This is a genomic window from Pseudomonas sp. H3_E07, assembly GCF_054668895.1.
On record NZ_CP162795.1, the window covers coordinates 5,806,681 to 5,831,587 of the forward strand.

The window sequence follows — 24,907 nt, forward strand, 5'->3', positions numbered from 1 at the left end:
CATCAGGTTTTGCGTTGATGCACCAGGTGCTTGAAGCCTTCAAACACCAGCACCATTACCGCCAACCAGATCGGGATGTAGGTGAGCCACTCGCCACCCTTGATGCCTTCACCCAAGATCAGCGCCACGCCTAACAGCAGGACCGGCTCAACATAGCTAAGCAACCCGAACAGGCTGAACGCCAGCAACCGGCTGGCGATGATATAGCTCACCAGCGCCGAGGCGCTGATCAGGCCCAGCATCGGGATCAGCGCATACAGTTTCGGGTGGGCATCCATCACCGCAAAGCCTTGCTCGCCACTCTGCACAAACCACCACGCCACCGGCAGCATCAGCGCCATATCCAGCCAGAGCCCACCCAGATGGTCGGTCTTGAGGTACTTGCGCACGATGAAATACACCGGGTAGCCGATGATCACCACCAGCGTTGCCCAGGAAAACCCACCGGCCTGATACAGCTCGTTGAGCACCCCGAGGGCCGCAAAAAACACGGCAATCCGTTGCAAGTAGGACAGTTGTTCGCCCCACACCAGGCGCCCGGTCAGCACCATGGTCAGCGGCAGCAGGAAGTACCCCACCGACACATCCAGGCTGCGCCCATTCAGCGGCGCCCACATGAATAGCCACAATTGCACGCCCAACAAGGCAGAGGACAGCAACACACCCGCAATCAAGCGTGGCTTGGCCGCCAACAGCTGCAGCAGCTCCCACACCCGCCGCCATTCGCCGCTGACGATCATGAACACCGTCATGCACGGCACGGTCAGCAACATGCGCCAGCCGAAAATCTCCAGGCCGCTCAAGGGCGTGAGCAATGATGTGAAGTAATACATCACGGCAAACAGCACCGAGGCCAAGACCGATAAAACAACTCCTTTAGACACTCTGTCCTCGCGAAAACCGTTGATACAAAAGATAAGGGGATTATGGAGCTTTTGGCGGGAGAGGGTTGCGCTGTTTTGGGGCGTTTTTCAGGAAATTTTATCGCCGCCTCTTGTAGGAGCGAGCTTGCTCGCGAAGAACGTCAACGATCACGCAGCGCTATCAGGTAGCCTGCGGCGTCCTTGGGTTCTTCGCGAGCAGGCTCGCTCCTACAGAGTGGAGGGGTTATGCGCGTGGTAAGCGACCGGAGACGAAGTGCCCCACATCATTGAACCCCGGCGTCGACGAATGCCCCGGCGTCACCAACGAATCGATAAACGCCTCATCTTCGGCGCTGATCTTCACCTCAAGCGCGCCAATATAGGCATCCCACTGCGCCTCCGTACGCGGCCCGACAATCGCCGAGCTGACCGCCGAGTTGTTCAACACCCAGGCAATCGCAAACTCCACGATCCCCACGCCACGTCCTTGGGTGTACTGCTGGATCTGCTGGGCGATGCGCAGCGATTCGACACGCCATTCGGTTTCCAGGATGCGTTTGTCCTGGCGCGCCGCGCGGCTGCCGGCCTCGGGGGTAACGTCGGGCGCGTATTTACCGCTAAGCACACCGCGAGCCAGCGGGCTATAGGGCACCACACCCAGGCCGTAGGCGGCTGCAGCGGTGATCTGCTCCACCTCGGCCTGGCGGTTGACGATGTTGTACAAAGGCTGGCTGATGACCGGCTTGTCGACGCCCAGGCGCTCGGCAACGCGAATCACCTCGGCAATGCGCCAACCGCGATAGTTGGACAGGCCCCAGTAGCGGATCTTGCCCTGGCGGATCAGGTCGCCAATCGCCGACACCGTCACTTCCAGCGGGGTGTTGTGGTCTTCACGGTGCAGGTAGTAGATGTCCAGGTAATCGGTGTCCAGGCGGGTCAGGCTGGCTTCCAGTGCGTTGAAAATGCGCTTGCGGCTCAAGCCGCTGCGGTTGGGCAAACCGTCCACCGGGCCGATGCCGACCTTGGAGGCCACCACCCAATCCTGGCGATTACGCACAATGGCTTCGCCGACGATTTCCTCGGAGCGCCCCCCGGTGTAGACGTCCGCCGTGTCGATGAAATTGATGCCCTGATCCCAGGCCTTGTCGATGATGCGCAGCGAGTCCTCGGTGTTGGTCTGTTCGCCAAACATCATGGTGCCCAGGGTCAAGGCGCTGACCTTCAAACCGGACTGGCCCAATGTGCGGTAAATCATGGATAACTCCTCAAGGCGGGAAATGTACCCATGCAATACCAGACTCAGAGGCTCTGGGACAAGCCCTGCGCGGGTTTCTTCATGTGCTCAGCAGTGTCTGGCAGCGCTGCTGTAAAAAGCGATGCAGCACCTTCACCCGTTCCGACACCTGCAGGCGGTGAGGGCACATCAGGTTGAAAGGGGCAGGCTCTCCTTGCCAATCCTCTAACAGCGCGACCAGTCGGCCGGCGGCGATATCGCCGATCACGTCGAGCCTGGCCTTGTAGGCGATACCGTGCCCGCCAAGCGCCCAACGCCGGACGATTTCTCCGTCATTGCTGAGGAAATCCCCCGTCACTTCAACCTCCTGTAGCTGATCAGCCTGACGAAACCGCCAAGTCTTGCTCACTTGGCCCTGGCGCATGTACCGCAGCGCGCTATGTCGGGACAGTTCCATCGGTTCGCGCGGCGTCCCATGACGGGCCAGGTAGTCGGGGCTGGCGCAGGCGACGCGGTGGTGATCAGGCGCGATCGGCAATGCAACCAGGCTGGAGTCCTGGGGCACTCCAAAGCGCAGGGCGATGTCGACGGTTTCGCGGAACAGGTCGGCGTTACTGTCGTTCAGCATCAATTGCAGGCGGATATTGGGGTGCTCGGCCTTGAACTCATCCAGCCAGCCCAGCACCACATTGCGCCCGAAATCCGACGGCGCGGCCAATTGAAGCAACCCACTCAACCCCTGGCTTTGTTGCTTGAGCGCTTGCTCACCTTCGGACAACGCCGCCAGTGCCACGCGCACGCTGTCGAGGTAACGCCGGCCTTCCTCGGTCAGGCGCATGCTGCGCGTGGAGCGTGCCAGCAAGCGGATACCCAGGCGGGTTTCCAGGCGTTTGAGGGCGATGCTTGCCGCCGCCGGGGTCAAACCCAGGCCACGGGCAGCGGCAGACAAGCTGCCTGTGTCCGCGGTTCGCACGAAGACTTCAAGGTCGAGGATCGAACTCATTTGTAAAAATCCTTTAAAGATCTTGTCCTTTTACCGGGATTTTTCGCGGATTGCCAAGCTGGGAAGATAAACGCTCACTTTCTCAATCAGGAATTTTCCCATGACCTCTTCCCTCAACGGCAAAACCGTCATCGTGATCGGCGGCAGCAGCGGAATCGGTGCAGCCGTGGCCCAGGCCGCCGCCGCACGAGGTGCGCAGGTGGTGCTGGCCGGGCGGCGCCTGGTGTCCGGCGTCGAAAACGGCCTGCGCAGCGAACCCGTTGACGTCACCGACGCGGCCTCGCTGCAACGCCTGTTCGAAGCGGTGGGGCGTTTTGATCACTTGGTCTACACCTCGGGGCCGAGTGTGCGGGCCAAAGCCTTGGTCGAAACCGACCTGATCGAAGCCCAGGAAAACTTCAATGTAAAACTCTGGGGCTCACTGCGGGCGATCCAACAGGCGCTGCCTTTTTTGAACGAGCACGGCAGCATCAGCCTGACGTCCGGGCAATTGGGGCGTAAATCAGTTGCAGGGCAATTCATCAAGACCGGCATCAACGCCGCGACCGAAGCATTGGTCAAGCAGTTGGCCAAGGAGCTGGCGCCGCGCCGGGTCAATGCGATCAGCCCAGGGGTGATTGATACACCGGCCTATGCGGGGCTCTCCGAAGATCAGCGCTTGGCGATGTTCGCCAAGGCCGGTGGCGCGCTGCCAGTGGGGCGAGTGGGGCAGGCGGAGGAGGTCGCGGCGGGGTATGTGCTGGCGATGGAAAATGGTTTTATGACCGGCGCCGTGATCGATATCGACGGCGGCGGTCTGCTCTGACGTGCGTGAGAGCCGGCAAGCCGGCTCTCACAGGCTTATGCCTTCAGGGTACGCGTCATCCGCAACGCCAACACGCTGCCGGCCACGATCACCGCCGCCAGCAGGTACAGCGCCATATCCGTGGACCCGGTGGCATCCTTCACGAACCCGACGATATACGGGCTGAGGAAGCCGGCCATCTGGCCCATGGAGTTGATCAACGCCAGGCCGCCTGCCGCCGCGCCTGCACTGAGCATGGCGGTAGGCACCGGCCAGAACATCGGCAGACCGGTGAGGGCGCCCATGGTGGCAATGGTCAGGCCGAGGATTGCAATAGCCGGGGTGGTGGCGAAGTTCACCGCGATCACCAGGCCGATAGCCCCCATCAGCATCGGCACCACCAAGTGCCAGCGACGCTCCTTGCGCAAGTCGGCGGAGCGACCCACCAGCAACATGAACACGGCTGCCAGCAAGTACGGGATCGCACTCAGCCAGCCGATCACCAGGTTATCGCTGAACCCCAGGTTCTTGATGATCGACGGCAACCAGAAGTTGATGGCATACACGCCGCTCTGGATGCAGAAGTAGATCAGGCCGAATGCCCAGATGGCCGGGTTCTTGAACACTTCGGCCAGGGAGTCCGTGGTTGTCTTGGGCTTGTTGGCCAAGTCAGTCGCCTGGTCGGCTTCCAGCACGGCGCGTTCGTGGGGCTTAAGCCACTTGGCGTTGGCGAAGCTGTCGCTGAGCAGGAAGTAGGCGAGGGCGCCCAGCACGACGGTGGGGATGCCTTGCAGCAGGAACATCCACTGCCAGCCCGCGAGACCACCTTGGCCGGCGGCAAAATGGTTGAGGATCCAGCCGGAGAACGGGCTTCCAAGCAAACCCGAGACCGGGATCGCCGACATGAACAGCGCCATGATCCGCCCACGGCGGAAGGTCGGGAACCATTGCGAGAGGTACAGCACCACGCCGGGGAAGAAGCCCGCTTCCGCGGCACCGGTAAACAGACGCAAGGTGTAGAAGTGCGTCGGGGTGGTGACGAACAGCAGGCAGGTGGAGAGTGTGCCCCAGACGATCATCATCAACGCAATCCAGCGCCGTGGACCGAATTTGGTCAACGCCAGGTTGCTCGGTACGCCGCATAGCACGTAGCCGATGAAGAAGATCCCGGCGCCGAGGCCGTACACGGTTTCGCTGAATTTCAACGCATCGAGCATCTGCAATTTGGCAAAGCCAACGTTTACCCGGTCAAGGTAGTTGAACAGATAGCAGATGAAAATGAAGGGGATCAGGCGCAGGGTGATGCGCTTGTAGATGGCGTTTTTATCGTCATCGGTGGCCAGTGGGGTCGTGGCGCTCTGTGACATGGCAGTCTCTCTTTATTATGATTTTTCGCGATGCGAGGGTAACGTTGATCGCCCACTGAGTCTCGGCCACCTGGCAGGCCGCTGTCTTTGTGCTTGCGCACAGCGAACCCTGCTTTGCGCTGTGCCTGTGAACAACCCCGCTTCTAAGGAATTAGCCCCATGTTTGAGCTGGATCATGACCTGGCGCAGGATATTGTCGATCGAACCATGGCGATCCTGCCCTACAACGTCAATGTCATGGACAGCCAAGGCCTGATTCTCGGCAGCGGCGAACCCGAGCGCATCAACACCCGCCATGAAGGCGCCCAACTGGTGCTCGCCAATGGCCGCGTGGTGGAAATCGACGGCCAGACCGCCAAGCACCTCAAGGGCGTGCAGCCAGGCATCAACCTGCCGTTGTTGCATGATGGGCGCCTGATCGGTGTTCTCGGCATCACCGGCGAACCGGAAGGCCTGCGCACCTACGCCGAACTGGTACGCATGACTGCCGAAATGCTGGTCAGCCACCGCCACCAACAGGCCGAGCAACAATGGCGGCGCCAGCGCTGTGATGACCTGCTGGCCTTGCTCCTGGCGGAAACCGGCGACTCGCCGCGCCTGGTGGACGAGGCCCAGCAACTGGGGCTCAAGCCGCAACTGCCGCGCACGCCATACTTGTTCGAACTGGGCGCAGGTCAATCGGCGGAAGCCCTGAGTACCTGGCTGACCTCGCGTTATCCGGACAGCTGGTGTGTCAGCTCGGCGCAATTCTCACTGCTGTGGTGCCGGCCGGCGGCAGTGCAGGTCGACAACCCGCGCTTGCTGGAAAAGCTCGATGCCCTCGGCTGGAACGTCCTGCGCGTGGCCGTTGGCGGGCAGGCGGACGGGCTGGCGGGGTTGCGTCGCTGCTATCGACGCGTCGGGGATCTGCTGGCCTATGGTCGCGATGTGCTACCGCAGTCGCGCCTGCTGACCCTTAACCGCTATCGCCTGCCGGTGATGCTCTGGCGCCATCGCAACGACGATGCGCTCGACGAGCTGCTCAACCCTCTGCGCAAAGTGCTCGCCAAGGACAGCAACGGCCAACTGCTGGCCACGTTGCGCAGTTGGTGCGAACACGACGGGCAAAGCCAGGCGTGTGCCGATGCGCTGGGTATTCACCGCAACAGCCTGCGTTACCGTATGGAGCGCATTGCCGAACTCAGTGGCGTCGACCCATTGACCCTGGACGGCATGCTTGCTCTCTACCTGGGTGTACAGCTGTTGCCCCAGGCTTTGTCGGAATGAACAACAAAGCGCCGCCGTACTTGTGCATCGGACCGGCGTCAGTAGCCCTGCCAACTGGCAGCATGGGCGTTATAAAAACCGGAGAAAGCCCATGAAAATCATCATCGCCCCCGACTCGTTCAAGGACAGCCTGAGTGCCGAAGGCGTCGCCCAGGCCATCGCGGCCGGGTTGTCCGAAGTCTGGCCGCAAGCACAGTTGATCCAGTGCCCGATGGCGGATGGGGGTGAAGGCACGGTGGACGCGGTGCTGGCCGCCTGCAAGGGTGAGCTGCGGCGTCAGCAGGTGAGAGGTCCGTTGGGTGGCACGGTTGAGGCGCGCTGGGGCTGGTTGGCCGACAGCCACACCGCCATCATCGAAATGGCCGAAGCCAGCGGCCTGCAACTGGTACCGCCGGGCCAGCGCGATGCGTGCACCAGCACCACCTACGGCACCGGCGAACTGATCCGCGCGGCCTTGGACCTCGGCGCCGAGCGCATCATCCTGGCCATCGGCGGCAGCGCTACCAATGACGCTGGCGCGGGCGCAATGCAGGCCCTGGGCGCGCAGCTGTTCGACGCGGAGGCGCAAACCCTGCCACCGGGTGGCCTGGCCTTGTCACGTCTGGCGCATATCAGCCTTGAAAACCTCGACCCACGCCTGGCACAGGTGCGCTTTGAAATCGCCGCCGACGTGAACAATCCCCTGTGCGGCCCCCACGGGGCCTCCGCTATTTTTGGCCCGCAAAAAGGCGCCAGCCCCGTGCATGTCCAACAGTTGGATGCGGCCCTCGGTCACTTCGCCGATCACTGTGCCAGGGTGCTGCCCAAGGATGTGCGCGACGAACCCGGCAGCGGTGCGGCCGGTGGCTTGGGTTTCGCTGCCAAGGCCTTTCTGGGCGCGCAGTTCCGTGCGGGTGTGGAAGTGGTGGCCGAGCTGGTAGGTCTGGAGGACGCCGTACGGGGTGCCGACCTCGTCATTACGGGCGAAGGGCGTTTCGATGCCCAGACCCTGCGCGGCAAAACCCCCTTTGGTGTGGCCCGTATCGCCGGCCAGCACAACGTGCCGGTCATTGTGATTGCCGGCACGCTGGGCGAGGGTTATGAACAGATGTATGCCCATGGTGTAGCGGCTGCTTTTGCCTTGCCTGCGGGGCCGATGAGCCTGGAACAAGCGTGCAGCGAGGCGCCGCGCCTGCTTCGTGAGCGGGCCTCGGATATAGCGCGGGTGTGGCGATTGGCATCGTCCAAGGGCTAGTGAGTGACCCCGATTGCGAGGTGGTCGATCCACTGTTTCTGAAACGCCAGCAACGCGGCCTTGGGCTGCTGCAGCTCGACCAGTGCGAGCATCGGATCGTCCACCGCGGTGCGCACACCCGACAACTCTTCCAGCGTCGCCAACCCGCAAAACGGTACGTAGGCTTCGCTGTAGCCGCCTTCGTGCACCAGCACCAGACGCCCCTGGCACAGGCGTTCGGCAGCCTGGCGCACGCAGCGAGTCATCAGGCGGAAGGATTCGCTGTGCAGCAACATGCGCGCGAGCGGGTCGACGGCGTTGGCGTCATAGCCGCAGGCGACAATGATCAGCTCCGGCTGGAAACGCTCCAATGCCGGCACCACGATCCGGTTCATCGCATGCAGGTAGGCGTCGTGACCACTTCCCGGTGGCAAGGGGATATTGATGTTCGCCCCCAGCCCTGCGCCACGGCCACGTTCCTGCTCGCCGCTGTAACCGGGGGGATAACAGCCGTCCTGATGCAGCGAAATCGTCAGCACATCCGCGCGCGCCTCGAAGATCGATTGTGTGCCGTTGCCATGGTGCACATCCCAGTCGATCACCGCGACCTTGCCCAGCCCATTGCGCACCTTGGCGGCTTCGATCGCGATGGCGATGTTGGCCAGGAAGCAGAACCCCATGGCGCTGTCCGCCAGGCAGTGATGCCCCGGCGGTCGTGACAATGAGTAGGCGTTATCTGCCAGGCCCTTGAGCACGGCGTCGACGGCAGCCATCGTCAGGCCGGCCGAAAGTCGGGCGATTTCGTAGCTGCCCGGGCCTATCGGCGCCTGTAATCCCAGGTCGCCGCCACCGGCATCGCTCAACGCCTTGAAACGCTGCAGGTATTCATGGCCGTGGACGCGCAGCAAATCGGCTTCGCTCGCTGGCGCAGCGCTGTGCATGTGCAGGTGATGGCCCAACCCGGAGACATCCAGCAGGCTTTTCATGCGCCGCTTGGTTTCGGGGGATTCGGCATGCCCGCTGCCGGCAGGTGGCTGTACCCAGCCGCCCACGGGCAAGGTCAATGCATGGGAGCTGGCGCTGTGCCAAAGGCTCATTTCATCAAAGAAAAACGCGGTGGTTCGGTTCATACAGGCTCCATTTCAACGACAGGTCCGGGACGGCTGGCAAGGATCATTGCCAACGACAGCAGCGTGATCACGGCGCCGCCCATCAACAGCACAGCAAAGCCGCCGCTGGCCTCGATGAGCCGACCCGCTATCGCCGGGCCGATGGCCAAGCCGCCGCCGATCATCAGGTTCGACGCGTTCATCAGCTTGCCGCTGTGATCGAGGTCGGCCAGGCAAGCAAGGATCAGGGGCAAGATGAAGGTCCAGGCGAACTTGAACAGCAGCGCCGCCAGGGCAAAGCGCACCAGGGTGGGTTGGCCCAGCAGGAGCAGCACCGCTGCCGCCATTAACGCGTAGCCCGCCAGCAGTAACTGCTGACGCGGCAGACGGGAGCCGATCAGTGACGTGCACGCGGCGCCGGCGATTCCCATGACCGTCGCAATGGCCAATATCTCGCCGCTGTGCTGTGGGGAAATCCCGGCACTGGCGCCCAGCGCGCCGATAAACGTCCAGACTCCGCCCAGGCTGATGTAAAAGGCCAGGACCGCACCGACACCCAGTAGGGCTTTGCGTCGTGTGCCAGCAGCGGCCGTCCCGATTGCTTGTGGCGCTGCATGGGCACAAGGAAAGCCGCGTGCCAGCGGCAGCAACAGCGCCATCAACCCTGCCAGGATCAGGTAGCAACTCTGCAGTCCATAACGTTCGAATAAACCCGGTAGTACCGCCAGGCCGACGGCGCCGACGACCAGTTGCCCGACCACCCATAACCCGTAGACACGGCTGGGGTTGGCGGTGGTGGCTGCGCTCGCCAGGCAGATGATCATCAACGAACCGCCCGCCAAGGCACTGACCAAGCGCAGGACCAGCAACTGGGTATAGGTGTCGGCAAGCGTCGACATCAGGTTGGCCGCAATGAACAACACGGCTGCGGCCAAGGCTGCCACTCGCCAGTTCACGCACCGCAGCCACCAGAAGGCGGGCAGGGTCGCCAGGCTCATTGCGCCCAGTTCGACGGAAAACAAGTCGCCGATCTGTGCCGGGCTCAATTGCCATTGGGCGGCCAACTGCGCCGCCACGGCAGGCGCAGTCATCAAGATGGTCGGGGTGATCGCGGCAAACAGCACGATGGCCGCCAGCCGCTGCCAGGGTGTAGGGGACGAGTTGTGCATGATCAAGCTCCAGAACAGAAGTCAGAACACATGGACCAGGCGCAACAACGCGTCGGTTCCTGCATAACCGTTGGCGGTGGCGACGTTTTGCGAGAGGCTGAACATCACTTGGTTCTGCTTATCGAGCCAATGCCCGACCTCGAACCCGACCTGGGTGTAGCGCTTGCGGGTGTCGTCGATCGACCGATTGTCGATGCGCAGTGCGCCACCCGTGGCCTGGATCAGGCGCAGGGCACCGTAGGTGACGGGCGTGAAATCGTAGGAGGCGAAGGCTTGCAGGCGGTACAACGGGTCTTGCTTGAGCTCGCTGCCCAGGTAGTCGTCATTCTTGCCGTACAGCTGGGCTTCGAGATTGGCTTCCAGTACCCACTTCTCACCGATGCCACGGGTGTAGTTGTAGACAAAGGTTGCGCCCCAGCGATTGGCGCCGGGGGACACATCCGGCTGCGTGCGGTGGTATTCGCCCAGCGGCAGCGTGATCAGGGTTAACAGGCCGCTGTAGGTGCGTGACGTCGGATCGTTGATGAAAAACAGCGTGCCACCCAACTGCGGGTCACCGAACCCGCTTTCATCGGTGCGCCGGCTGGCCCCTGGCAGCCGAGCATCGATATCGGCGAACGGCAGGATAAATTGCGGGGTGCAGAGGGTGCCGCACGCGTCAGTGAAATAGACCTGGCGGTAGGCGATGGCATTGACCTTGAGGTCGGCCTTGCCAGTGCTGTCGGCCAGGCCACGGAAGTCTTGGGCGCGAGTGCCAGGCAGGTACAACACGCCAAGGCTGGTGCCGGATGGTGCGCTGAAAAAATCGCGCGCGTTAAGATCGGCTGCTTGACTGTCCAGGCACAGCAGCGTGCCCCCCAGCAGCAGCGGTAGATGACGCAGATGGGTGTGAGTCATGGCAAGGCATCTCGTGTGATGGCGGCGTGCAGCGATCGGCTGAAAACGGGCAACAGTCGCCCGTGACCGTCAAAGCGACGGTGTGAGAACCCGTAGGAAAAGTGCTGCGGATCAGTCGGGCGGGGCGTGCATCAAGTGTGCGATGTGCGCTTTGTCCTTGACCCCGAGCTTGCTGTAGATAGCGCGGATGTGATGGCGCACCGTATTGGGCGACAAGCCCAGGTCGCGGGCGACTTCCTTGTACGTCTTGCCCTCGCCAAAGCCTTGGGCAACGTCGTTTTCCCGTGGGCTGAGCTGGGGCAGCACCCGGTGGCCCCGTGCGGCCAGCAGCAATTGATCGCCCACCCCCCAGACCTGGAGATGGATGTGCTTGCCTTCATACCCGCGTTCATCCACCGGCACGGGTAGCGTCGGGCCACTCCAGCCTGGCCATTCACTGAGCAACAAATCGACGAAACCGCGCTCGGCGCACTGCAACACCCCCCGCGCGTCGCAGACCGCCAGCGCCAGGTTTCGCGGGTTGCTAAGGGTTTCACGCATGGCCACCAGCGTACGGATCTGGTTCGCTGACACGGCCGCCACCAGATGCAGCATCAGATTATCGAGCAGAAGGCAATCTTGCGCGGTAAACCCCGGGGCCCCGGGCTTGCGGTACAGGGTCAAGTGATCACTGAGGCAGGTGTGTGGGGCGATATGGATCACGCACAACAACTGGCCGATCCCGTAGCGTTCTCCCAGCCAATTCAAGCCTGCACCGCTGCCGGGGTCGCGCATGTCAATGATCACAGCCTGACCGGGCGTAGCATGGGAGCGGCCGAAGGTCACATCCAGATGGCGGATCGACTGCCAGTCGGTCAGGTAACCCGGTGGCAGCTGATACAGGCAGCTGCTGTGTTCTTCCGGCAGATTATCGATCACCGCAGAGCGCCCCCACCAGGCGCAGTCGAAAGGCAGTAACTGGCTGATCCGCGCCAGGGCTTGTGGCTGGAAATGCTCGATCTCCTGGTGCTGGGCCAGTCGCTGCAGATCCAGGACCAGCGTGCTGAAGGCCTGCAACAGACCTGTGGGTTCAAGACGGCTCATGAGCGTTCCTCTGTGGGGCTTTCTTATTGTTCTGGTCACAGGGTTAGAGGCCGGTAGCAGGGCCCGGCCCAAGTATCGTTGCAGGAAAGGATGGCCGCTATCGTTCAGATGCAGGATGCAGCCGATTGATATGTGGGACGTTTCCGGGGTCGTCAGCGCAGCGCTTTTCCCCCTAAACTGCTCGGCCACGTGTCTTTCAAAGGATGAAACACAATGCACACGCCTGAACCTCATATCGTGATCCAGCGCTTCACCGAGGCCCACCTTGAGGGCGTCGCCGCGCTCTATAACGAACCGGCCGTGTGCCGTCAGGTGCTGCAAATGCCTTTCCAGTCGGTCGAGGCGTGGCGTAACAAGCTGGTACAGGACAACGAGCGGCGGCTGCAGCTGGTGGCCGTGCACGGTGGTGAAGTGATCGGCCAGCTTGGCTTGGAACAATACCTGCGGGTACGCCGAGCCCACGTCGGTTCATTCGGTATGGGCGTGGCGACGGCGTGGCAGGGCAAAGGGGTCGGCTCGCGCCTGCTGACGGCCGCGCTGGACGTGGCCGACAACTGGATGAACCTGCGCCGAGTGGAACTCACGGTGTACGCCGACAACGACGCGGCCCAGGCGCTGTACCGCAAATTCGGCTTTGAGGTCGAAGGCGTGCTGCGCGATTACGCCCTGCGTGACGGCCAATTTGTCGACACCGTGAGCATGGCGCGCCTGCGCACCTCGGTTTAATCCAGGGCAAACGCCACCGCAGCCTGCGCATGCAGCTCGGTGGTGTCCAGCAGCGGCAGGTCGCTGTGCTCGGGCTTGATCAACAGGCTGATTTCCGTGCAACCGAGGATGATCGCCTGGGCGCCGCGTGCGGCCAGGGACTCGATGACACCTTGGTAAACCTGGCGTGACGCATCGCTGATCACGCCGACACACAACTCTTCATAGATGATCCGGTGCACGGCCTGTCGCTCATCCGCCTCGGGCACCAGCACGGTCAGGCCCTGGGCCGTCAGCCGTGATTTGAGAAAGTCCTGCTCCATGGTAAACGCGGTGCCAAGCAGGCCGACGGTCAGCGTGCCGGCCTTCACGGCCGCCGCACCCGCCGCATCAGCGATGTGCAGGAAGGGGATCGACACCGCTGCTTCAATGCGCGGCGCGACCAAATGCATGGTGTTGGTACACAGCACCACACACTCGGCCCCGCCAGCTTGCAGACGGCGCGCGGCATCTTCGAGGATCAGTGCAGTGTCATCCCAGCGGCCGGCGTGCTGAGCCTGTTCCACCGGGCCGAAATCCACGCTGTACATCAACAGTTGCGCCGAGCGCAGCGGCCCGAGCTGGTCGCGCACGCGCTGGTTGATGATGCGGTAATACTCGGCGCTGGACTCCCAGCTCATGCCGCCGATAAGGCCGATGGTGCGCATGCGATGTTCCTCACTCGGAAAGTCGCCTCACCTTACCCATCGGCCGGCAATTAGTCATACGCAGTTGGCCGCGAAATGACCGGTGCAGTTTTACATGTCCAGGTTAACCCAGCCCGGCTTGGCGTCCTCCGGCGCCACCGCGTTGATGGGCTTGCCGGTCGCCAGCTCCACGCGCCGCGCCACCTCAGGATCATCGGCAAAGGGCATCAAGCTGGCATCGTCCAGGCTCTTCTGCGACTGACCGCGCAAGCAGTACTCCACCGCGCCATACAGGCACACCACCATCAGCAGGCCCCACATCTCAGGCGATCCGCGCATCAAGCTGCGCCATGTTCACGTCTGCGACCCGCACGGTACGCCATGTGTTGTAGGCCATCAGCACCATCCCGGTGAGGAAGAACACACCACCGGCAAATCGCACCACAAACCCCGGATGGCTGGCCTGCAAGGCTTCGACAAAGGAGTAGGTGAGGGTGCCGTCATCGTTGACCGCTCGCCACATCAAGCCCTGGGTAATCCCGTTGACCCACATCGAAGCGATGTACAGCACGGTGCCGATGGTCGCGAGCCAGAAGTGCAGGTTGATCAGGGACACACTGTGCATCTGCTCGCGCCCGAACACTTTGGGGATCATGTGGTACAGCGAACCAAAGGTAATCATCGCGACCCACCCCAGGGCCCCGGCGTGTACGTGGCCGATGGTCCAATCGGTGTAGTGGGAGAGGGCATTGACGGTCTTGATCGCCATCATCGGCCCCTCGAACGTCGACATGCCGTAGAACGCCAGGGACAGCACCAGGAAGCGCAGGATCGGGTCGGTGCGCAATTTATGCCAGGCGCCGGACAAGGTCATCATGCCGTTGATCATCCCGCCCCAACTCGGCGCCAGCAAAATCAGTGACATGGCCATGCCCAACGACTGCGCCCAATCCGGCAAGGCGGTGTAGTGCAGGTGATGGGGGCCGGCCCAGATGTACAGGGTGATCAACGCCCAGAAGTGCACGATGGACAGGCGATAGGAATACACCGGACGTCCGACTTGTTTCGGCACGAAGTAATACATCATCCCCAAAAAACCGGTGGTCAAGAAAAAACCTACAGCGTTATGCCCGTACCACCACTGCACCATGGCATCGGTGGCCCCGGAATACACCGGGTACGACTTGAACCAATCCACCGGGATCGCTAAGTGGTTGACCACATGCAACATGGCGATCACCAGGATAAATGCGCCGAAAAACCAGTTACCCACGTAGATATGCCGGGTCTTGCGCCGCACCACGGTGGTAAAGAACACGATGGCATAGGCCACCCACACCACCGCCATCCACACCGCTCCAGAGAACTCGATCTCGGCGTATTCCTTGGTGGTGGTGTAGCCCAGCGGCAAGCTGATCAGCATGATCACGATCACCGACTGCCAGCCCCAGAAGGTGAACGCTGCGAGCCTGTCCGAGAACAATCGCACCTGGCAGGTGCGCTGCACCGCGTAATAGCTGGCAGCAAACTGCGCGCTGCCGGCAAAACCGAAAATCACCAGGCTGGTGTGCAAGGGCCGCAAGCGGCCGAAGGTGGTCCAGGGCAAGTCCAGGTTCATTTCCGGCCACACCAGTTGCGAGGCGATCCACACGCCCATGGCCATGCCCACCACGCCCCAGACGATAGTGGCGATAACGAATTGACGGACGACTTTGTAGTTATAGGCCTGCCCGATTGATGCTGTGCTCATGCTCAGTCCTCCCACGGTTCCAAGTGGCGGCACTGTAGGAAACGGGGGCAAAACAAAACAGGCTCAGAAAAACCTCATTGTTGCGGATCAGTTTTAAGCCGTACGTTCAGCGGCCGCATCTGCCATGATCGGGCTTCGCAATCCGGCTCACCCAAGGAAATCTGCAATGGACGATGTACAGCAACTGGGCGAGATGCTTCGTCATTACGCCGACAGCGAAGCGCACAAAAAACAGCAATTTGACGTGCAGTCAGCCCGTTGGGCGCAAAAGCTCGATGAGTTGTTCGGCCAGATCGAGCAGTGGCTTGAGCCGGTAAAGACGGTCGGGTTGCTGGAGGTACACCGTGAAGCCTATGTTGCCAGCGGCCCCAGCGTGCCGGTGGATACGTCGACGTTCAAGACCGAGAAACTGACGGTGCAGATCACCGGCAAACCGGTGGAGTTCGTGCCCGATGTGATGGGGGTGGGTGGGTTGATCTCCGTGTCGGTCATGGGCTTGACCGCCGCGCGCCACGGCAGCGTTTCGTTGGTGTTGCCGGCGGACAAAAATGATTGGCTGTGGAAGAAGACCAATGGCCTGAAAGACCCGGACACCTTTGGCTTCGACGCGAATTTCCTCGCGTCGCAGCTGCAGAGCCTGATTCCACGCGAGAGGGCCTGAACATCTGGCGGTCGGCACAGGGTTATTTTCCCAGGATTAGCTATACCTAGAGCTCACCAATCCAGCGCCGACCGCCAGGGAGTTCACCGATGAAACTAACGCTATTGATCAGCACGCTGTGCATCACTTCGCTCGCACTGGCGGGTTGTGCCAGCAAAATCACGCAACCGGATGAATACTCCGGTTTCCTCTCGGACTACAGCCAGCTGAAAGAAGCCAAGTCGCCGTCTGGCGCTGAAGTGATGCGCTGGGTCGATCCGCAATTGGATTTAAACCGCTATAGCGCTGTGTATATCGAGCCAACGCAGTTTTACCCCAAGCCCCAGGCAACGGCAAAAATTCCGGACAGCACCTTGCGCGGTATCAACAATTACTTCAACCAGGCGCTCAAACGTGAACTGGTCAAGTCGCTGCCCCTGGCCGAGGGCCCCGGTCCGGGTGTGATCGTAGTACGAGCGGCCATTACTGCGGTCAGCAGCAAGACCGAGGGGCTCAAACCTTATGAGTTTGTACCGGTCGCACTGGTCGCTGCCGCGGTCAGTACGGGTACTGGCATCCGTGACCAGGAAACCACCCTGGGCACCGAAGCGCAGTTTCTCGACGGTGCCAGCGGCAAGGTGCTCGCCCAGGTGGTGCGCAAAGGCACCGGCGAGCCGCTGGCTAATGATTCGCAGGTGATGAAAGCCGAGGATGTGAAAGGCGTGATTGATGGCTGGGCGTCGGATCTGCACCAGTCCTACCTCAAGTTGAAAAAACACTGAGCCCCGCGCTGGCCGGCGTGTTGGGGCAACCACCGCCGGCCAGGCAGCCCTACTTGAGCGGCGTCAGAGGCGGTAGCTTCCACTGGCCGTTACCCACTTCCGGCTTGGGCAGGTAAATGCGCAGTACGGCATAGAAGGGCGCAGGCGGCGCTGGCAACCAGTTGCTCTGTTCAGCCTTGGGTGGCTCGTGGTGCTGCAATGCCAGGGTCAGCCCACCGTCGGCGTCGCGCTTGAGGTCAGGCAACATCCGCGAATTGATCAGGTAGCGTTTTTTGTGGTTGGGCACCAGTTGCCCGGTTTTGGCGTCGTAAATGGTCAGTGACCAGAAAGCATCCGCCGGTGGCAGTTGGTCTTTGGCAAAGTGGACGGTGTAGCTGTGACGTGCGCCGTTGGCCGGTTTGCCTTCGCTGTCGACCGAGTAGGTCATGTAGGCCACTTCGTCTGCCGAGTTGCCGAACAGGCGCAGGTTGGCCCCGGCGTATCGATACAGGTAATTGTTTTTCAGGCGGTCACGGCTGCCATGCAGTTCGCCGCTGGTTACTTGATGAGTATCGATCTTGTCTTTTTTGAATGCCGCAAATTCGGCCTTGGCGTCGGCTATGCCTTCTTCCAGGGCTTTGCGTTGTTCCGCGTTCAATTGGCTCAGCTTGAACGGGGCACCCGGCGCGATGCCTATCTTGGCAAAGCGAGCCAACACGTCTTTCTCGCTGTCCTGAGGCTTGGCGTACGCCAGCATGAAGTTCAGGTAGCGAAACAGCTGTGGGCTGTCTGTCATGGCGGCCGTGGGCTTGGGCCATTCGATTTTAGCCACCTTGTCCGGCGCCGGTTGTTTCACATAGCCGCTCAGCGGCTGCACCTTGTAGCCATTCTGGATCTGCTTGACTTTGGCCACGTCTTTTTCATCAAACAACTGCGTGCGGTAGAGCGCATACACCAGGTTGCTTTCGCTGTAGATCACCCGGTCTACGTCCACTGGCTGCTGGCCCTTCCAGTCAGGCCCCGCGACCATGTAGTGGCCGCCATTGTTGCCGGTACTGCGAGTGCCCAGGTAGGCGATGTTCTGGCTGTAAAGATCGATCAACTGCACTGAGTAATAACGATCGTCCTCGATCCGCGGCAACGTGAGCACCAGCGGCTCCCTGCGCAGATCCATCCAGACGAAGGAGTAGGGCGTGTCGGGGTTGGGCTTGAATTGCGAAGTGTCTTTAGGCCCCGGCACCTGAGCGGAATGCCCCATGCGGTTAATCGGCGTCTTGAAGCGCGTGCCGCCTTGGTCAACGGCCTGGGTGTAGAGCGTCTTGTACATCTCAACGACCGGATAGCCATATAGATAGGCTTCCTTGGCGATTGCCCGGGCTTCGCCTGGGGTGGCGGTGAAGTCGGCCCAGACGCCGTTGCTCATGAGTATCGAGAGGCTCGCCAACAGCAGGCGCGTCGGTTTTCCAATCATGTTGTTACGTCCTTCCTGAGTGCATTTTGAAGAATAAGGATGAATGGCGCGGGCAGGCGCTGAGTGTCCGGTTTTACGGGCCGAAGGTCACGTTAATCTATGGACGCCTGACGTAAAAATGCCGCCCATGGGGACGGCACTCACAAACCGGTATTAAAGCGCCTACAGCATCGATTTGACTTTGTCGCGTAACTGATCGATCGAGAACGGTTTGGCGATCACCTGCATGCCGTCCGGCACGTCGATGTTCTCGGCATATCCGCTGGCAAACAGGATGGGCAGAGCAGGGCGCAATTCGCGCACCTTGGCCGCCAGTTGCTTTCCGTCCATGTCCGGCAGGCCCACGTCGGTCATCATCAGGTCAATTACCTGCCCGGTGTTTTGCACCACTGCCAGCGCCTCTTTAGCATCGGCAGCCTCCAAGACACTGAATTCCAACTCCTCCAGAACATCGACGATGAGCATGCGCACGATGGCATCGTCTTCGACGACAAGGATGGTGGAAGGGGGTGTGGACATAATATGGAATTCCCAAAAAAGGCGAGGGTTTACACGCGGCCGTTTTGATAGGCCTCTTCCTTGAGTAAGCGCGCACTTATGACAAGTTCCCGCTGGCCGTAAAAACAATGCGATAGAAAAGACCAGAGAGAATAGCCTGTTCCTTTGTAGGAATCTGTACAAAACCGTTCTAGAAAAATGGTCTTGCTTGCGACTTTGGGGCAAACTCCCGGTTTTTCCGTATTTGGCCAAGGCATGCCCATGACTCCCGCGTCGTCCGTCGATGAACAGAGCTTTCGTACCCTCCTCAGCCGAAACGTGGCACTGCCCTTGGGTGTGGGCGTGCTCAGCGCGGTGTTTTTCGTCGTCTTGATCACCTATCTGTTGTCGGTGATCCAGTGGGTGGAGCACACCGACCGGGTCATCAATAACCTCAATGAGTCGTCCAAGCTGACGGTCGACCTGGAGACCGGCATGCGCGGTTTCCTGATCACCGGCGACGAGCATTTCCTTGACCCTTATGAAGTCGCCAAGCCGCGCATCATTGCGGACCTGCGCAACCTGCAGGAGCTGGTGGCGGACAATCCGCAGCAGGTGGACCGCCTCAAGCGCCTCGAAGCCCTGCAATACGAGTGGAACAAATACGCCCAGTCGATGATTGATATGCAGCGCGAGAGCGGTGACTACCGCAGCGCAGTCAAAGCCGGCCGTGGCAAGCGCCTGACCGACGAGATCCGCAAGGAATACGATGACGCGGTGGCGATGGAGCAGCAGTTCCGCATCTCCCGCAATGAAGAAGTCACTCGCACTACCGTGATCAGCGTCACCCTGTATCTGGTATTTGTGCTGGGCCTAAGTGGTTTCCTCGCGTATATCGGTCGGAAGAATTTAGTTTCATTATCAGACAGTTACAGCGCAAACCTCGCGTCACAACAGAAGATAGCACGCCGCCTTGAGCGACAGGCCTGGCTGCGTAATGGCCAGACTGAACTGGCCGAACAAGTGCTCGGCCAACTCACATTGAACATGCTCGGCCGCAATATCCTGCAATTCTTTGCCCAGTACATGGGCTCGGCTGTCGCGGCGCTGTATGTACGTGAAGAGCATGGTGGCCTCAAGCGTATCGCCACCTATGGCTTCTCCCGAGAGCAGGAGCAAAAGGAACAGTCGATCTATAGCGACGAAGGCATCGTAGGGCAGGCAGCCCAGCTGGACCGCCTGATTCGCCTGGACGACGTGCCGGTGGACTACTTCAAAGTCAGCTCCGGCCTGGGCGAAGGTTCGACCCGCAGCGTGCTGGTGATGCCGACCAGCGACGATGACCGCGTCAACGGCGTGGTCGAGCTGGGCTTCCTGCGCCCCCTGGAAGAGCGTGACGTCGAGCTGCTGGAACTGATCGCCGGGAATATCGGCACCTCCATCGAGGCCGCGCGCTATCGCCAGCGCCTGCAGGAAGTGCTGGCCGAGACCCAGCAGCTCAACGAAGAGCTGCAAGTGCAACAGGAAGAGCTCAAGACCGCCAACGAAGAGCTGGAAGAACAGTCCCGCATCCTCAAGGAATCCCAGGCCCACCTGGAAACCCAGCAGGCTGAATTGGAGCAGACCAACGAGCAACTCGCCGAGCAGACCGAAACCCTGGCCGAACAACGCGACGCCATGGACCGCAAGAACGTTGAGCTGAACAAGGCTCAACTTGAGCTGGAAGACCGCGCCGAAGAACTGGAGCGCTCCAGCAAGTACAAGTCCGAATTCCTGGCCAACATGTCCCATGAACTGCGCACGCCGCTGAACAGCTCGCTGATCCTGGCCAAATTGCTGGCGGAGAACCCCCAGGAAAACCTCAGCGCCGAACAGGTCAAGTTCGCCGAGTCGATCTATTCCGCCGGCAATGACCTGCTCAACCTGATCAATGACATCCTCGATATTTCCAAGGTCGAAGCCGGCAAGCTCGAAGTGCTCCCGGAAAACGCCAGCGTGGCACGCTTGGTGGACGGCCTGCGGGGAATGTTTGAACCGTTGGCGGCCGATCGCAAGCTGGGGTTCCAGGTGGACGTGCAGGAAGGTTCGCCGACCATGCTGTTCACCGACCGCCAGCGCCTGGAACAGATCCTCAAGAACCTGCTGTCCAACGCGATCAAGTTCACTGAACAGGGTGAGGTCAGCCTGTCAGTGTCCCGCGCGCCGGGGGAGGGCATTGCCTTCACGGTACGCGACTCCGGCATCGGCATTGCGCCGGACCAGCAGGAAAGCATCTTCGAAGCCTTCCGCCAGGCGGACGGCACCACCAACCGCCGCTATGGCGGCACCGGCCTGGGCCTGTCGATCTCCCGCGACCTGGCGACCCTGCTGGGTGGCTATATCAGCGTGAGCAGCGAACCAGGCAAGGGCAGTGTCTTCACCCTGGTAGTGCCGGAGCAGTACGTAGAACGCGAAGAAGACGCCGCGCCGATCGAGCAGCCCCGCCAAGTGGTGGTGGCGCCCGCTCCGGTTCCGACCCCTGTGAAGGTGTCCGCGTTGCCGGTAGCCGATGTTAGCCAGATCCCGCGTTTCGCCGACGACCGCGACAAGGCCCCGTTCGCCACGCGCTGCATCCTGGTGGTGGAGGATGAGCCAAACTTCGCGCGTATCCTCTTCGACTTGGCCCACGAGCTGGGCTACAACTGCCTGGTGGCGCATGGCGCCGACGAAGGCTACAGCCTGGCCGAAGAGTACATTCCCGACGCGATCCTGCTGGACATGCGCCTGCCTGACCATTCCGGGTTGACTGTGCTGCAACGTCTCAAGGAACACGCCAACACCCGCCATATCCCGGTGCACGTGATTTCCGTGGAAGACCGCGTAGAAGCCGCCATGCACATGGGCGCCATTGGGTATGCCGTCAAACCCACCACCCGCGAAGAGCTCAAGGACGTGTTCGCGCGCCTGGAAGCCAAGCTCACCCAGAAGGTCAAGCGCGTGCTGCTGGTGGAGGATGACGACCTGCAACGCGACAGCATTGCCCGCCTGATCGGCGACGATGACATTGAGATCACTGACGTCGGGTACGCCCAGGCCGCCCTGGACCTGCTGCGCACCCATATCTACGACTGCATGATCATCGACCTCAAGCTGCCGGACATGCTCGGTAACGAGCTGCTCAAGCGTATGGCGACCGAGGACATCTGCTCATTCCCGCCGGTGATCGTCTACACCGGGCGCAACCTGACCCGCGATGAAGAAGCGGAACTGCGCAAGTATTCGCGCTCGATCATCATCAAGGGTGCCCGCTCGCCAGAGCGCCTGCTGGATGAGGTCACACTCTTTCTGCACAAAGTCGAATCCCAGCTGTCTCATGACCGCCAAAAGATGCTCAAGACCGCGCGCAGCCGTGACAAGGTCTTCGAGGGGCGCAAGATCCTGCTGGTGGACGACGATGTGCGCAACATCTTCGCCCTGACCAGCGCCCTGGAGCACAAAGGCGCCGTGGTGGTGATCGGGCGTAACGGCCGTGAAGCCATCGACAAACTCAATGAAGTCGAGGACATCGACCTGGTGCTGATGGACGTGATGATGCCGGAAATGGATGGTTACGAGGCCACAGCCTTGATCCGCCAGGACCCGCGCTGGAAAAAACTGCCGATCATCGCGGTGACGGCCAAGGCCATGAAGGACGATCAGGAGCGCTGCCTGGCAGCAGGTTCCAATGACTACCTGGCCAAGCCGATCGATCTGGACCGTCTGTTCTCACTGATTCGCGTATGGCTACCGAAGATGGAACGCATTTAAGTGGAGCGAACTTTTTGGAAAAAAGCAGCGATATTGAGCTGCGCCTGTTGATTGAGGCGATTTACCTCAAGTACAGCTACGACTTCCGCGATTACTCCGGGGCGTCGGTGAAGCGCCGCGTGGCTCACGCGCTGCGCCAGTTTGATTGTGCGACCATTTCCGCTTTGCAGGAGCGCGTGCTGCACGACCCGGCGGCGTTCATGCAGTTGTTGCAGTTCCTGACGATTCCGGTAAGCGAAATGTTTCGCGACCCGTCGCACTTCCTTGCGATCCGCCAGGAAGTGGTGCCGCTGCTCAAGACCTACCCGTCGATCAAGATCTGGATCGCCGGCTGCAGCACGGGCGAGGAGGTGTACTCGATGGCCATCCTGCTGCGCGAAGAAGGCTTGCTGGAACGCACGATCATTTACGCCACCGACATCAACCCGGCATCGCTGGATAAAGCCAAGCAGGGCATCTTTTCCCTGGAGAACGTACGCGCCTACACCGCCAACTATCAGCAGGCCGGCGGTCAACGTTCATTTGCCGACTACTACACCGCGGCCTACGATTACGCAATCTTCGATAAGACGCTGCGGGAGAATGTCACGTTTGCCGACCACAGCCTGGCAACCGATAGTGTATTCTCAGAAACCCAATTAATTTCGTGCCGCAACGTACTGATTTATTTCAATAAAAAGTTGCAGGATCGCGCGTTTGGATTGTTCCATGAGTCGCTGTGCCATCGCGGTTTCCTGGTGCTGGGCAGCAAGGAGACGCTGGATTTCTCCGTGTACGGCAAACAGTTCGAACCCTTGGTCAAACAGGAACGGATCTACCGGAAACTATGAATCAAGCGGCTGCCAGCCCGGCATCGGTCCGGGGCATAGAAGCGATCGTCATCGGCGCATCCGCCGGTGGCGTGGAGGCGTTGCTGACGATATTCGCCGAGCTGCCTGCCGATTTCGGCTTGCCGATCATCACCGTATTGCACTTGCCGGACGAGCGTCGCAGTCAATTGGCTGAGGTGTTCGACCGCCGCGTGGCCATGCCCGTGGTCGAAGCCCGCGACAAGGAAGTGATCAAGCCGGGCACCCTGTACTTTGCCGGACCCGGCTATCACCTGTCGGTGGAGCATGACCGCAGTTTGTCCTTGAGCCAGGAAGACCGTGTGCACCACTCACGGCCAGCCATTGATTACCTCTTCGAATCCGCCGCCGATGCCTATGGCAAGGGCCTGCTCGCCATTCTGTTGACCGGCGCCAACCATGACGGCGCCCGCGGCTTGGCCCACGTGAAGCAACACGGTGGAACTACAGTGGTGCAAGACCCCACTGAAGCACGCGTTGCCGTCATGCCTCGCGCAGCCCTGGCGCTGCACACACCCGACCACATTCTGACGCTGAGCCGCATTGGCTCATTGCTGGCTTCCCTGGAATATTCCCCATGTTAAGTACTGTCCAGGCCAAACTGCTGATCGTCGACGATCTGCCGGAAAACCTGCTGGCCCTGGAAGCGCTGATCAAGCGCGAGGACCGCCAGGTATTCAAGGCATTGAGCGCAGACGAGGCCTTGTCCCTGTTGCTGGAGCATGAGTTCGCCATGGCGATTCTCGATGTGCAAATGCCCGGCATGAACGGTTTCGAGCTGGCCGAACTGATGCGCGGAACCGAAAAGACCAAGAACATCCCGATTGTGTTTGTCAGCGCAGCCGGCCGTGAACTCAATTACGCGTTCAAAGGTTATGAAAGCGGTGCCGTGGATTTCCTGCACAAGCCGCTGGATATTCATGCGGTGAAGAGCAAGGTCAATGTGTTTGTCGACCTGTACCGCCAAAGCAAGGCGATGAAACTGCAGGTCGAGGCCCTGGAGCGCAGCCGTCGTGAGCAGGAGTTGTTGCTGACACGCCTGCAAGCCACTCAGGCGGAGCTTGAACAAGCCGTGCGCATGCGTGACGACTTCATGTCAATCGTCGCCCACGAAGTGCGTACGCCCCTCAACGGCCTGATCCTGGAGACCCAGCTGCGCAAGATGCACCTGGCCCGGGACAACGCCGCCGCGTTCACCCTGGACAAGATGCACGCCATGGTCGACCGCGATGAACGCCAGATCCAGAGCCTGATCCGCCTGATCGAAGACATGCTCGATGTGTCGCGCATCCGCACCGGAAAATTATCGATACGCCCAGCGCGTTTCGACCTGGCCCAGCTTGTCAGCAACCTGGTGGAGAACTTCGCGCCTCAGGTCGCAGCGGCTGACTCGTCCATGGCATTGGTTGCCGACGGCCCGGTAGAGGGCCATTGGGACGAATTCCGCATCGAGCAGGTGGTGACCAACCTACTGACCAACGCGCTGCGTTACGGCGCAAAAAGCCCGGTCGAGGTGCGCGTGTACAGCGAACATGGCGAAGCCCGGGTAGAGGTGCGCGACCATGGGATTGGCATCAGCGCAGAAAACCAGAAGCGTATTTTCCAACAGTTCGAGCGTGTGTCCGCCAACCAAGTGGCGGCGGGCCTGGGCCTTGGGCTGTTTATTTCCGAGCAGATCGTTGCAGCCCATGGTGGCACCATCGAGGTCGAGAGCCAGATAGGCGAGGGCGCCTTGTTCCGGGTATGCCTGCCGTTGCAGGCCTCGGCATGAATTCAATCGTCACCTCGACGCAAC

23 protein-coding genes are annotated in these 24,907 nt (G+C 60.9%); 10 read left to right on the forward strand and 13 right to left on the reverse strand.

The window, feature by feature from the left end; all coding sequences use genetic code 11:
* Positions 1-2 precede the first annotated feature (2 nt).
* The 3 genes from rarD to AB4O08_RS26950 form a co-directional block, all read right to left on the reverse strand.
* Complete coding sequence (rarD, locus tag AB4O08_RS26940; protein ID WP_021493117.1) at positions 3-884, reverse strand: EamA family transporter RarD; 882 nt, start codon at positions 882-884, stop codon at positions 3-5.
* A 223-nt stretch (positions 885-1,107) separates the two neighbouring features.
* Complete coding sequence (locus AB4O08_RS26945; protein WP_010210373.1) at positions 1,108-2,118, reverse strand: aldo/keto reductase; 1,011 nt, start codon at positions 2,116-2,118, stop codon at positions 1,108-1,110.
* 79 nt (positions 2,119-2,197) lie between these two features.
* The gene (locus AB4O08_RS26950) at positions 2,198-3,100 is read right to left on the reverse strand and encodes a LysR family transcriptional regulator (protein ID WP_106119199.1); all 903 of its coding nucleotides are present in this window, start codon (positions 3,098-3,100) and stop codon (positions 2,198-2,200) included.
* A 100-nt stretch (positions 3,101-3,200) separates the two neighbouring features.
* Here AB4O08_RS26950 and AB4O08_RS26955 point away from each other — a divergent pair, with 100 nt between their 5' ends.
* Complete coding sequence (locus tag AB4O08_RS26955) at positions 3,201-3,905, forward strand: SDR family oxidoreductase (protein WP_256454664.1); 705 nt, start codon at positions 3,201-3,203, stop codon at positions 3,903-3,905.
* A gap of 35 nt (positions 3,906-3,940) precedes the next feature.
* On the opposite strand, the gene AB4O08_RS26960 is transcribed toward AB4O08_RS26955, so the two are convergent.
* Positions 3,941-5,251 (reverse strand): MFS transporter, encoded by a 1,311-nt coding sequence (locus tag AB4O08_RS26960; protein WP_010210380.1) that lies wholly within the window; start codon positions 5,249-5,251, stop codon positions 3,941-3,943.
* A gap of 159 nt (positions 5,252-5,410) precedes the next feature.
* Here AB4O08_RS26960 and AB4O08_RS26965 point away from each other — a divergent pair, with 159 nt between their 5' ends.
* Positions 5,411-6,517, forward strand: coding sequence for a sugar diacid recognition domain-containing protein (locus AB4O08_RS26965; protein ID WP_010210381.1), 1,107 nt, complete (start codon positions 5,411-5,413; stop codon positions 6,515-6,517).
* Between the two features lie 91 nt (positions 6,518-6,608).
* Positions 6,609-7,751, forward strand: a complete 1,143-nt coding sequence (locus AB4O08_RS26970) for a glycerate kinase (protein WP_010210382.1) — start codon at positions 6,609-6,611, stop codon at positions 7,749-7,751.
* On the opposite strand, the gene AB4O08_RS26975 is transcribed toward AB4O08_RS26970, so the two are convergent.
* The 4 genes from AB4O08_RS26975 to AB4O08_RS26990 form a co-directional block, all read right to left on the reverse strand.
* On the reverse strand, positions 7,748-8,860 hold the full coding sequence (locus AB4O08_RS26975) for a class II histone deacetylase (protein WP_010210383.1): 1,113 nt from the start codon (positions 8,858-8,860) through the stop codon (positions 7,748-7,750). The two genes, AB4O08_RS26970 and AB4O08_RS26975, sit on opposite strands and share 4 nt — an antisense overlap.
* Positions 8,857-10,008, reverse strand: coding sequence for an MFS transporter (locus AB4O08_RS26980; protein ID WP_045792087.1), 1,152 nt, complete (start codon positions 10,006-10,008; stop codon positions 8,857-8,859). Before AB4O08_RS26980 ends, AB4O08_RS26975 begins: the two co-directional genes overlap by 4 nt.
* Positions 10,009-10,029: 21 nt before the next feature.
* Positions 10,030-10,905, reverse strand: a complete 876-nt coding sequence (locus AB4O08_RS26985; protein ID WP_044287218.1) for a transporter — start codon at positions 10,903-10,905, stop codon at positions 10,030-10,032.
* A gap of 111 nt (positions 10,906-11,016) precedes the next feature.
* Entirely contained in the window at positions 11,017-11,988 is a 972-nt protein-coding gene (locus AB4O08_RS26990; protein WP_021493122.1) for a helix-turn-helix transcriptional regulator, read from the reverse strand.
* Positions 11,989-12,201: 213 nt separating this feature from the next.
* Here AB4O08_RS26990 and AB4O08_RS26995 point away from each other — a divergent pair, with 213 nt between their 5' ends.
* A complete protein-coding gene (locus AB4O08_RS26995) occupies positions 12,202-12,714 on the forward strand; it encodes a GNAT family N-acetyltransferase (RefSeq protein WP_010210387.1) in 513 nt (170 codons plus the stop codon).
* Here AB4O08_RS26995 and AB4O08_RS27000 read toward each other — a convergent pair.
* From AB4O08_RS27000 to ccoN, 3 genes are all read right to left on the reverse strand, one after another.
* Complete coding sequence (locus AB4O08_RS27000; RefSeq protein ID WP_010210388.1) at positions 12,711-13,400, reverse strand: aspartate/glutamate racemase family protein; 690 nt, start codon at positions 13,398-13,400, stop codon at positions 12,711-12,713. The two genes, AB4O08_RS26995 and AB4O08_RS27000, sit on opposite strands and share 4 nt — an antisense overlap.
* A 90-nt stretch (positions 13,401-13,490) precedes the next feature.
* Positions 13,491-13,700, reverse strand: a complete 210-nt coding sequence (locus tag AB4O08_RS27005; RefSeq protein ID WP_010210390.1) for a cbb3-type cytochrome c oxidase subunit 3 — start codon at positions 13,698-13,700, stop codon at positions 13,491-13,493.
* Between the two features lies 1 nt (position 13,701).
* Complete coding sequence (ccoN, locus tag AB4O08_RS27010; protein ID WP_044287216.1) at positions 13,702-15,129, reverse strand: cytochrome-c oxidase, cbb3-type subunit I; 1,428 nt, start codon at positions 15,127-15,129, stop codon at positions 13,702-13,704.
* Between the two features lie 166 nt (positions 15,130-15,295).
* On the opposite strand from ccoN, the gene AB4O08_RS27015 reads away from it, so the two are divergent.
* Together AB4O08_RS27015 and AB4O08_RS27020 are read left to right on the forward strand one after the other, a co-directional pair.
* A complete protein-coding gene (locus tag AB4O08_RS27015; protein ID WP_044287215.1) occupies positions 15,296-15,790 on the forward strand; it encodes a hypothetical protein in 495 nt (164 codons plus the stop codon).
* Between the two features lie 89 nt (positions 15,791-15,879).
* Positions 15,880-16,551 carry a DUF3313 domain-containing protein gene (locus AB4O08_RS27020; RefSeq protein ID WP_198832015.1) on the forward strand — a complete coding sequence of 224 codons (672 nt, stop codon included), beginning with the start codon at positions 15,880-15,882 and terminating at the stop codon, positions 16,549-16,551.
* A 49-nt stretch (positions 16,552-16,600) separates the two neighbouring features.
* Here AB4O08_RS27020 and AB4O08_RS27025 read toward each other — a convergent pair whose 3' ends face one another.
* Together AB4O08_RS27025 and AB4O08_RS27030 are read right to left on the reverse strand one after the other, a co-directional pair.
* On the reverse strand, positions 16,601-18,001 hold the full coding sequence (locus AB4O08_RS27025) for a DUF1254 domain-containing protein (protein WP_069673035.1): 1,401 nt from the start codon (positions 17,999-18,001) through the stop codon (positions 16,601-16,603).
* A gap of 162 nt (positions 18,002-18,163) precedes the next feature.
* The gene (locus AB4O08_RS27030) at positions 18,164-18,520 is read right to left on the reverse strand and encodes a response regulator (RefSeq protein WP_010210396.1); all 357 of its coding nucleotides are present in this window, start codon (positions 18,518-18,520) and stop codon (positions 18,164-18,166) included.
* 240 nt (positions 18,521-18,760) lie between these two features.
* Between AB4O08_RS27030 and AB4O08_RS27035 the strand changes: the two genes are divergently transcribed.
* Genes AB4O08_RS27035 through AB4O08_RS27050 form a run of 4 tightly spaced genes read left to right on the forward strand, consistent with a single transcriptional unit; the run spans position 18,761 to position 24,883 of the window.
* Entirely contained in the window at positions 18,761-22,264 is a 3,504-nt protein-coding gene (locus AB4O08_RS27035) for a response regulator (RefSeq protein ID WP_021493129.1), read from the forward strand.
* On the forward strand, positions 22,237-23,094 hold the full coding sequence (locus tag AB4O08_RS27040) for a CheR family methyltransferase (protein WP_460143647.1): 858 nt from the start codon (positions 22,237-22,239) through the stop codon (positions 23,092-23,094). The genes AB4O08_RS27035 and AB4O08_RS27040 overlap by 28 nt, the downstream gene beginning before the upstream one ends.
* Complete coding sequence (locus tag AB4O08_RS27045) at positions 23,091-23,696, forward strand: chemotaxis protein CheB (protein ID WP_010210400.1); 606 nt, start codon at positions 23,091-23,093, stop codon at positions 23,694-23,696. Before AB4O08_RS27040 ends, AB4O08_RS27045 begins: the two co-directional genes overlap by 4 nt.
* Positions 23,690-24,883: a hybrid sensor histidine kinase/response regulator gene (locus AB4O08_RS27050; RefSeq protein WP_198832016.1), complete on the forward strand. Its 1,194-nt coding sequence runs from the start codon at positions 23,690-23,692 to the stop codon at positions 24,881-24,883. The genes AB4O08_RS27045 and AB4O08_RS27050 overlap by 7 nt, the downstream gene beginning before the upstream one ends.
* The last annotated feature ends 24 nt before the right edge of the window (positions 24,884-24,907 follow it).